An 8614-nucleotide genomic window follows, 5' to 3' on the forward strand; every position below is an offset into this window, starting at 1 on the left:
CAGCGCGGACAGCCCCCATGCGGTGTTGTTGAGGGCGAGGACGTTCGCCCGTCGTGAGTAGTCGTACAGGTCGGCGATGATCGTGAAGGTCAGCGGCATGACGGCGCCGGCGCCGATTCCCTGGACGGCCCGGGCCAGAACGAGCAGCAGTATGTGCGGCGCCAGTCCGCTGAGCAGCGTACCGACGGTGAAGATGACGACGCCCCAGAGGAAGACGCCGCGTCGTCCGACGGTGTCGGCCAGCTTTCCGAACACGGGCGTGGCGATGGCGGCCGTGAGCATGTAGGCGCTCATGATCCAGCTCTGGTATTCCAGACCATGCAGGCTGCTGATGATCGACGGCAGCGCCGTCGTCACGATGGTGACCTCGACGGAGGTCATGAAGGTGGCGATGAACACCGCCGCCATCGTCAGGACCCGATTGCTGGATTGATCAATCGGAACCAGCTCGTTGTCTGTGATCTTCTCGTTCGTGATGTCGGTGCCCGTGATGTCGTGTCGTTTTCGCTTCATTCGTTCCTATCGCCATGGTTCGGTCCATGACGATTATCATGGACCGGTCGGACCGAGGGTTGTCGGTGGTGCGCGACGATTTGTTGGTGGTGGAGTGGGACTTCCGGGGGATTGACGCTCCGGGAAACAACGGTCCTCCGCACCAAGGTCATGAGGGCGTTGTCGCATCCCGGACGATTCCGCGGTTGGACGAGTGTCCTACGACGGAATCGTTTCCTTTGCTCTGTTCCGGGCCCCCAGGGATCCTTCCATCCGACCGATGCTTCTCCTCTTATCCTCCCGATCCGGCGCGGATGCCGTTATCGACTCGTGGCATGGCCTCTTCCCCGAAAGTAGTGCCACGAGTCATCATTTTTAGTCATCGGTTTACCAGGGCGTCGCATCCTCATCCGTTTGATGATTCATCATTGCTGGAGCAGACAGATGTCCGTCAGTGGCGACGCTTCGAGAAACGACGGGAAATGGTTCGCAAAACCACTCCTGTCATCGTCATCAGGACAGTCACGGTGGCGATGGAGACCACTGTCGTACCCGTCGCGCTCAGGGACTCCTCGGGAGATTCATTGGATTGCGCCTGTGATGGCTGACCTTGCGAAGCTGCGTTGCTCGACGATTCCGATCCGCTGGATGCCGTTGCCGAAGTCCCGGAGGATGGTCGCGAATTCTGAACCCCTGTTCCCGTGTTGGTGTTTGTCGAACTGCCAGACGGCTGTCGAGCCGCAACCTTCACCGTCGACACCCCACTGACGGCGGTGTCGGAGCCGCTGGTGGAATCCTCCGCGGCTTCGGAGTATTCGCCCCTGACGACGGCGTACCAGCCCTGGGTGCCGGTCGGGGCATTCGTCCAGGTCAGCGTCGCCGTGCGGGTCGTCGACGACAGCGAACGGTTGCTGGCAAGTGCCTTGGTCCTCGTCGCATTGACGGTCACCGTCCCGATGATGCTTGCCTTACCACCGCGCAGGTCGGTGTCGAAGGAGTCTGTCGTCAGCGTTTTCTGCCGGCCCGAGGATGTCACGGGCTTGATTCCCAGCTGCGTGAGGTCGATGGTGAACTCCTCGTCTGACGGGGTGAAGTCGGACGATTCGACGGTCTGCGAACCGTACTTGCCGAGCGACGGTGAATAAGTGCGCACCTGCATGGTGGCATTGGCGGTGTTGATATGCATCAGACGGATGAAGCCCATGCCGCCCTCCGACATCGCCTGGTAGTCGAACAGCAGATTGACGACGTTGCGGTCCGCGACGCCGTCGCCGTCCATGTCGATCTTCGACACGGTCTTCTGCGCGCTGTGGTAGTGCCCGGACAGCACCATCTTCACGTTGGCGTTGGGGACGACCACGCGTTTGTAGACCTCCTGGGGGACGAGGCCCAGTCCTCCGGAGGCGAGCAGGTACTCATGGAAGTCGAGGATCGCGATGCGGTTCGAGTACTTCTTGAGGACCTGGTTCATCCAGTCGATCTCGCTGCGGCCAGGCCCGCCTGGGTCGTAGTGCCCTGTGAGACCGTGACGTTCCCGGCCGTCGTGGTCGCCCGCGACCCCTTGTAGAAGGTGACGGTCAGGGGGTCGTCGTCATGGTCGCCACGCCGATGATGTATGACGCCATGGGAATGGAGGGGATGCTCCACGCGATGGGATGGCTGGCCATGATCGTGGGATTGCCCGCCGTGCTCCTGCTGCGCGAGAGGCCCGACAGACCGGCGGGACCTGGTGCTGACGAAACCGGAGGCTTCTCCATGCGGGATGCGTGGGGGTTGCGTCGGAACCATAATTTCGTGATTCTGCTGCTCATCGTCATGATCTCGTTGGGAGCCTTCAACGCCGTGCTCACCTGCCTGTCCGACATGCTTCTGGCACGGGGCATCGATTCCGAAAGGGCCGGGGTGGTCGGTGCGGTGGTCATCGTCGCCGGCATCGTGGGCGGGGTGGTCTACCCGCTTCTGTCGGACAGGGCCGGACGGCGGCGCCCGTTCATCATTCTGGCGACGGTGGCGTCCCTCCCGTCGTTGGCCGGACTGTTCTTCCTCGGGTCGTATCCGGTGCTGCTGGTTTGCGCCGCGGTCGCGGTAGACGCGAGACGTTCTGACTCACAGCGATGTCCCCATGTGCCTCTACTGATGGAATGGTCACTAGCGTGGTTCCGATGGAGATTCCACGGTCGATTACCATTTACGCCTTGGCTGGCGTTTCCATTGATGTAGGGAGAGGGATGCTCGCGCTGTATTACGCGGATCTTAAACGGGAGCTGTTGTCGGTCAGAAGTCTGATCACCATCGCTCTGATGGTTTGGGTCGCCATAGGGATGTCAAAAATTTCCGGCGCTTTGGGAGGCGGCGCCGGTCTGCAGATGTCCAGCCTGTTGGCCATCTACGCCTTTTTCGCGCCGTTTTTTGTGGGGCTGGTCTTCTCCGGCATCTTCGCTTATGACATGGAGACGCAGGCGATCCGCTATGTGCTTCCTTTTATGAGGCGTGCGCAGATCTTCGCGGCGAAGTATCTGGCCATCATCACCTATTTCCTCGTGGTTGTGGTGGTCTCATTGGTCGTCGTGGCGGTGTCGGGGCATCGGATCGAGTTCGATGGGCGTTCTCTGCTTGTTCTGGTGCTGAGCTATATGTACTGCGCCGCGTTGACCTGTCTGGTGTCGATTGTGTTGGGCAGACAGCGTCCGGCGATGTTCGTGTCGTTGGTGCTCGGCGCGTGCCTTCCCGCGTTGGGTGTCATGGCGGCGATATGGTCCGCAAAACCCGTGTGGAAGGTTGTCGGATATCTGCTGCCGTTCGACTATTTCGATCTCCCCGTTTCGCATGCTGCCATCCTCGCTGTGATCGTGGTGGTGCTATCCGCCACGGGACTGGTTCTTTTCGACCGGAAGGACCTGTGACATGCTGAAAATTGACTCGCTAAGCAAATCATTCGGATCGAAAACCGCTTTGTCCGACGTGTCGTTGACCGCCGAGGACGGAAGGATCACGGCGCTGGTCGGAGCCAATGGCGCTGGGAAGTCCACGCTGATCGGTGTCGTCTGCGGATATTTCCGTGCCACCAGCGGTGTGGTGACCAAGGGAGATTTTTCGGTGATGCCGGACGCGGAGTCGCTGTACCGGGAGATGAGCGGCAAGCAGTTCCTGTCGTTCATTGCCGGCGTCAAGCATGCTTCCGACTCTTCGCAGTATTGGCATCAGCTGGCGGTGCGACTGGGCATCGCCGACCAGCTGTCGAAGAAGATCAAATCGTATTCCTTCGGGATGAAGAAGAAGATCGCCTTCATTCAGGCGTGCATCGGAAACTATGACACGTATCTGTTCGACGAGCCGACATCCGGCGTGGATGTGCAGTCCAGTCTCGTCATGCTCACGATAATCGAGGAGCTCAAGGATCGGGGAGCCGCTGTTCTTCTGACCTCCCACAATATGGACGAGCTGCAGAGGATAAGCGATTACGTCTACTACATCGATCACGGTCGGATCACGTCGTCGGGAACGGTGTCGGATCTTATCGCCGAGGCGGACGCGCGTGATGAGGATGTGCGCTACATCATCGAGGTGGATTCAGACTATCGGCGTGCCATGATGGACTATCTGGCTCAGGCTCCCGAGGCCGCTGGTCTGCGGGCGGAGGAATGTGACAGGGGTGTGATGATCAGGGCGCATGAGGAGTTCCCGGTCACCGCGCTGCTGAAGGGAATGCTGAACAGCGGACTGCCCGTCACCGGATTCTGGAGGCAGAAGGCGACTTTGGAGAAGGCGCTTTTCGGAAGCGACACCGCATCCGCGGGACAGGTCGATAACCCTGCGAGGTAGCAAAACCGTCCTGGAGGGCCTGCTTGGGGCCTCCCGGACGACATCCTGTCGGGGCCATCCCGGCGGCGTCCTGTCTGTTCTCCGCGACTGGCACTCCGCAAACGTTTTCTGCATATTTCACGGGGCGGCGCCACCAGTATGATGACGCCGCCCCGTGATTCGGTATGACGTGAGATTCGGTATGACGCTATTCGATTATGACGTCCTCCGCCTTGATGTCGCTGGTGAACGACGGCGCGAGCTCCGTCTCATACGCCTTCTTGAAGAATCCCGCGGTGGTCAGCTTCTTGATCTCCTTGTTCGTCCAGTTGAGAAGACTGGCGTTGCCTTTGCGCACCGCGGGCGCGATGGTCGACTCGTCGCCGAGCTTCTTGATTCCCACGGTGTAACCGGAATTGTCCTTCGCCCAGGCGTACAGGTAGGTGTTGTCGTCGGCGAGGGCGGCGACGCGGCCGTCCTTGAAGGCTTGGAACTGCTGGGTTTTGGAATCGTATTTCTTCAGTTCGACGTTCGGATAGTTCTGCGTGAAGTAGGTTTCCGCGGTGGTTCCCTTGGTTACGGCCAGCGTTTTTCCCTCAAGCTGCTTCGCGCTGGTGATCGTCGCGGTGGTGGGGGATACCACGCCGATCGACACCTTCATGTAGGGGCTGGCGAAATCGACGACCTCCTTGCGCTCGTCGGTGACGGTGAAGTTCGCCAGAACCAGATCGACCTTGTTTGATTTGAGGGAGTCGACACGGCCGTCGGCGTTGACCTGCACCCAGGTGACCTTGACGCCGAGATCCTTGGCGATCCGCTTGCCCAGCGCCACGTCATAGCCGGCCCGGGCGCCGCTGTTCTTCACATAGCCGTAGGGTGGCAGATCGCCGAAGGTGGCGATGCGGATGGTCCCGGCCGTTTTTATCTGCGCGACGGTCGATCCCTGCTGCGTGCTGCTGGAGGACGACGATCCGCAGGCGGCGAGCGATGCGATGGTCGCGACGGCAAGCGCTCCTGCGAGGATCCTCTTGATGGTGGTCATGGTTTCTGTACCTTCTTCTCTTCTTTTCTTCTCTTTTGGGTTTATGGGGTGCACGGGTTTACGGGCTGACGGATCTCGGATCTCGGTTCAGATTTCAGTGATGGGGGCCATGCTCTCGAGAAAACGTCGGGCACGGTCCGTCCGGGGGCTGGTGAAGAAGTCGCGGGCCGACCCGCGTTCGAGTATCTCCCCGTTGTCGAGGAACATCACCGTGTCGGCGACCCGTCGGGCGAATTCCATCTCGTGAGTCACGACGATCATGGTCATATGCCGCCGGGCAAGCCGCAGCATGAGCTCAAGCACCTCGCGGACCATCTCGGGATCCAGTGACGCGGTGACCTCGTCGAAAAGCATCAGACGGGGGTTCATGGCAAGCGCCCGCACGATGGCGATGCGCTGTTTCTGACCTCCTGACAGTTCGCGCGGATAGGCGTTCCGGTATTCCGTGAGACGCACGTCCTTCAGCAGCGCGTCCATCTGCCGCTCGACGTCGGCCTTCGGCCTTTTCTGCACTTTGAGGGGCGCGAGGCGGATGTTGTCGGCGACGGTGAGGTTGGGGAAGAGGTCGTAGCTCTGGAACACCATGCCGATGGAGTTGCGCAGACGCCGCCATTCCTTTTCGCTGGACGTGTCGACGGGGGAGCCGTCGAAGATGATGTCGCCTCCCTGGATCGTCTCCAAGCCGTTGAGGCAGCGGATGAGCGTCGATTTTCCCGATCCGGATGGTCCGAGAAGCACAACCACATGACCTTGCGGAACGTCGAAGCTCACGTCGCGAAGAACCTCATGATCGCCGTACGACTTCTTGAGATGACGAACGGACAGCAGGACGTTCGGCTCGGTGGTCGCTGCTGTGTTTTCCGTGGCGTCGGTGACTGCCATGCTGTCCGTCAGGGGTGAATCAGCCATTGTTGCGCTCCTTGGCTCGACGCTCCAGAGTCTGTGCGAGTCTGGCGAGAGGCCAGCAGACGATGAAGTACAGAAGGAATATGAATCCGTAGACCCAGAAGGCGGCGTCCGGATGCGCCATCCTGTTCGTCTCCATGATCTGCTGCCCCACGGTCACCACGTCGATCACGCTGATCAGCAGAAGCAGGGAGGTGGTTTTGATGACTCGGGTCGCGAGGTTGATGGTCGCGGGAATCATGAGGTTGATCGACTGGGGGAGCCTCACGTGCCAGAGCAGCTGCAGGCCGTTCATGCCGAGGGCCTTGCCTGCGTCGATCTGATGGTCGGGAACGGAGACGAGTCCGCCGCGGACCGTGTCGCTGGTCTCGGCGGACACCCACAGGCCGAAGGCGATGACCGCGACCGTGGATCCGGACACCTGGACGTTGAACTCGGCGGGAAGAATGTAGTAGGCGAGGAACAGGAGCACCAGTGTGGGAATGATTCTGAAGCATTCGAGATAAACCTTCAGAACCGCCCGCACAAGACGGCTCGGCATGATTCGCAAGGCGCCGAGAACGACTCCCAGCGGGACGCCGACGAGAAGCGCGAGTCCGGCGATGCTGATCGACGTCCACAGCCCGCCCAGCAGGCGCGTGAGATTGTCTCCGGCGAGGATCACATCAATGCCGGGTCCGGTGGGGCCGGCCAGCGTCAGAACATCAGACAGTGCGGAAAGAGGCACGGCGCACTCTCCTTTCCAACCACGTCAGCACGAGGGACAGCGGGATGAGGATGATCGCATAGGCGGTGACGAGCTCAAGCAGATACTCGTTCGTGTGGTAATACATGCCGATGAGGTCGCGGGCCGTGTTCGTCAGTTCCGGAACGGCGATGACGGTGAACACCGACGTCTCCTTGATGATGAAGATGGCGTTGGCGGCGATGGCCGGCACACTGCGCGTGAGCCCCTGAGGCAGGGTGACGTAACGGATCATCTGCGGGATGGAGAGCCCCAGCGCTCGCGCCGATTCCGTCTGCACATGGGGGATGCCGCTGAACCCACCCTGGAACGCGCCGGACATGTAGGCGGCTCCAAGAATGGACATGCCCAGGACGGCGCACAGCTCCGCGCTGAGTTTCACGCCGACCGACGGCAGCCCGTAGTACAGGAAGAACAGTTGGATAAGCAGCGGGGTGTTACGGAAAAGCTCTTCCATGGCGGCGCTGATCTGTGACAGGACGGGCACGCGGTATTCGCGGCATAGGGCCATGACCAGACCAAGAATGGTCGCAAGCACGATGCTGATGGCCGACAGGCGCAGCGTGACCACGAAGGCGCGCCGGAACAGCGGCAGGCTTTCGGTGATGACACTCCAGTCCATATCTCTCCATTTCCTCGTCCTTGGGCGGTCGGCCGGTTGCCGGCTCCGGGCGTGGCTCGCTCGGAGCCGCTCGGAGCCGCCCGGACTTGCCCGGACTTGCCCGGATCCTGCGGCCAATGTCGCAGCATGATCCGCATGAGCCCGTCGCGCGGCAACGGGCGGCAACGGTGACCGGTTCCCGGAGCGCTCCTCAGTAAGATTAATGGCTTCGGGAGACCTGTGGTGACGGATGGGTGCACGGACGGGTGGACGGACGTGAGCCTCAGGTATGGCTTTGCGTGCGCCGGCGCGTTAGTCTGGTGAGGATGAGTGGCAATGGTGGCGGTACGCATATGACGGCAAGGCAACGGATCCGGCTGTGGACGTCGAATCAGCCAGGCGCATGGGTGATGGTGCTTTCCCCCGCGGTTGCCGGGGTGGTCATCGGCGGGCCCACATGGCGCAACCTTTGGCTGCTGCTCGCCTGGGCGCTGTGCTATTGCTTCCAGTTCACCGCCTCGCGCTGGCTGCTCTCCCGCCGCGTGGGGCGATACCTGCCGCCGGCGCTGGTGTATGGAACGCTTGTGGCGCTGGTCGGTGTGCCACTGGTCGTCGCCATCCCATCGGTGCTGTGGTGGGCGCCGTTGTTTGCGGCACTCGCGGGGCTGAGCCTGCTGGCGGCCTGGCGGCGTCAGGAACGGTCATGGTGGGCCAACGCGGTGGACGTGCTTGCCTCGGGGACGATGTGCCTTATCGCTGTCTCATTGGGTGTCGGGGGCAACGGCGTCCTGCTGCCGCAAGCCGGCCTGGTCGCGGCAGCCGCCTTTATGCTGACGCAATACGGCTCCGTGCTGTTCGTCAAAACCATGATTCGGGAGTTTGGCCATCATGGGTATTACGCGATCTCGGTGGTGTGGCATGTCGCGTTGGTGCCTTTGGGTATTTGGCTGGGGCCCGCCACAGGTGCCGCGGCGGTCGCGTTGCTCATCAGAGCCGCGATTCTGCCCCGTCGTGACAAGCGTCTCAA

10 protein-coding genes are annotated in these 8614 nt (G+C 61.3%); 4 read left to right on the forward strand and 6 right to left on the reverse strand.

The genetic code is table 11. The features are described 5' to 3' along the window. Both Q1X90_RS03820 and Q1X90_RS03825 read right to left on the reverse strand, forming a co-directional pair. Window positions 1-513, reverse strand: a 513-nt coding sequence (locus Q1X90_RS03820; protein WP_300766706.1) for an MFS transporter, incomplete at its 3' end; no start/stop codon positions are given. A 430-nt stretch (window positions 514-943) separates the two neighbouring features. After that, complete coding sequence (locus Q1X90_RS03825) at window positions 944-1963, reverse strand: hypothetical protein (RefSeq protein ID WP_300766708.1); 1020 nt, start codon at window positions 1961-1963, stop codon at window positions 944-946. Between the two features lie 122 nt (window positions 1964-2085). Here Q1X90_RS03825 and Q1X90_RS03830 point away from each other — a divergent pair, with 122 nt between their 5' ends. Genes Q1X90_RS03830 through Q1X90_RS03840 form a run of 3 tightly spaced genes read left to right on the forward strand, consistent with a single transcriptional unit; the run spans window position 2086 to window position 4314 of the window. Further along, entirely contained in the window at window positions 2086-2712 is a 627-nt protein-coding gene (locus Q1X90_RS03830) for an MFS transporter (RefSeq protein ID WP_300766710.1), read from the forward strand. Between the two features lie 8 nt (window positions 2713-2720). Further along, the gene (locus Q1X90_RS03835; RefSeq protein ID WP_300766712.1) at window positions 2721-3395 is read left to right on the forward strand and encodes an ABC transporter permease; all 675 of its coding nucleotides are present in this window, start codon (window positions 2721-2723) and stop codon (window positions 3393-3395) included. A 1-nt stretch (window position 3396) separates the two neighbouring features. Continuing rightward, window positions 3397-4314, forward strand: coding sequence for an ABC transporter ATP-binding protein (locus tag Q1X90_RS03840; protein WP_300766714.1), 918 nt, complete (start codon window positions 3397-3399; stop codon window positions 4312-4314). A 187-nt stretch (window positions 4315-4501) separates the two neighbouring features. Here the strand turns inward: Q1X90_RS03840 and Q1X90_RS03845 are convergent, their stop codons facing one another. The 4 genes from Q1X90_RS03845 to Q1X90_RS03860 all read right to left on the reverse strand — a co-directional run bounded on the left by Q1X90_RS03845 (window position 4502) and on the right by Q1X90_RS03860 (window position 7608). Continuing rightward, complete coding sequence (locus Q1X90_RS03845; RefSeq protein WP_300766716.1) at window positions 4502-5335, reverse strand: transporter substrate-binding domain-containing protein; 834 nt, start codon at window positions 5333-5335, stop codon at window positions 4502-4504. An 87-nt stretch (window positions 5336-5422) separates the two neighbouring features. Further along, the gene (locus Q1X90_RS03850) at window positions 5423-6244 is read right to left on the reverse strand and encodes an amino acid ABC transporter ATP-binding protein (RefSeq protein WP_300766718.1); all 822 of its coding nucleotides are present in this window, start codon (window positions 6242-6244) and stop codon (window positions 5423-5425) included. After that, the gene (locus tag Q1X90_RS03855) at window positions 6237-6968 is read right to left on the reverse strand and encodes an amino acid ABC transporter permease (protein ID WP_300766720.1); all 732 of its coding nucleotides are present in this window, start codon (window positions 6966-6968) and stop codon (window positions 6237-6239) included. The genes Q1X90_RS03850 and Q1X90_RS03855 overlap by 8 nt, the downstream gene beginning before the upstream one ends. Further along, window positions 6946-7608, reverse strand: coding sequence for an amino acid ABC transporter permease (locus Q1X90_RS03860; protein WP_300766723.1), 663 nt, complete (start codon window positions 7606-7608; stop codon window positions 6946-6948). Before Q1X90_RS03860 ends, Q1X90_RS03855 begins: the two co-directional genes overlap by 23 nt. 332 nt (window positions 7609-7940) lie before the next feature. On the opposite strand from Q1X90_RS03860, the gene Q1X90_RS03865 reads away from it, so the two are divergent. Then, window positions 7941-8614 (forward strand): YwiC-like family protein (locus Q1X90_RS03865; RefSeq protein WP_300766725.1); only part of this gene is annotated, 674 nt, incomplete at its 3' end.

The sequence above is a fragment of the uncultured Bifidobacterium sp. genome (assembly GCF_949292005.1).
In the GTDB taxonomy this organism is placed as follows: domain Bacteria; phylum Actinomycetota; class Actinomycetes; order Actinomycetales; family Bifidobacteriaceae; genus Bifidobacterium.

Coding starts and splice junctions, on each gene's coding strand:
- Q1X90_RS03825 (WP_300766708.1), bottom strand. CDS start 1,963: ATGAACCAGGTCCTCAAGAAGTACTCGAACCGCATCGCGATCCTCGAC.
- Q1X90_RS03835 (WP_300766712.1), top strand. CDS start 2,721: ATGCTCGCGCTGTATTACGCGGATCTTAAACGGGAGCTGTTGTCGGTC.
- Q1X90_RS03850 (WP_300766718.1), bottom strand. CDS start 6,244: ATGGCTGATTCACCCCTGACGGACAGCATGGCAGTCACCGACGCCACG.
- Q1X90_RS03840 (WP_300766714.1), top strand. CDS start 3,397: ATGCTGAAAATTGACTCGCTAAGCAAATCATTCGGATCGAAAACCGCT.
- Q1X90_RS03845 (WP_300766716.1), bottom strand. CDS start 5,335: ATGACCACCATCAAGAGGATCCTCGCAGGAGCGCTTGCCGTCGCGACC.
- Q1X90_RS03860 (WP_300766723.1), bottom strand. CDS start 7,608: ATGGACTGGAGTGTCATCACCGAAAGCCTGCCGCTGTTCCGGCGCGCC.
- Q1X90_RS03830 (WP_300766710.1), top strand. CDS start 2,086: ATGGTCGCCACGCCGATGATGTATGACGCCATGGGAATGGAGGGGATG.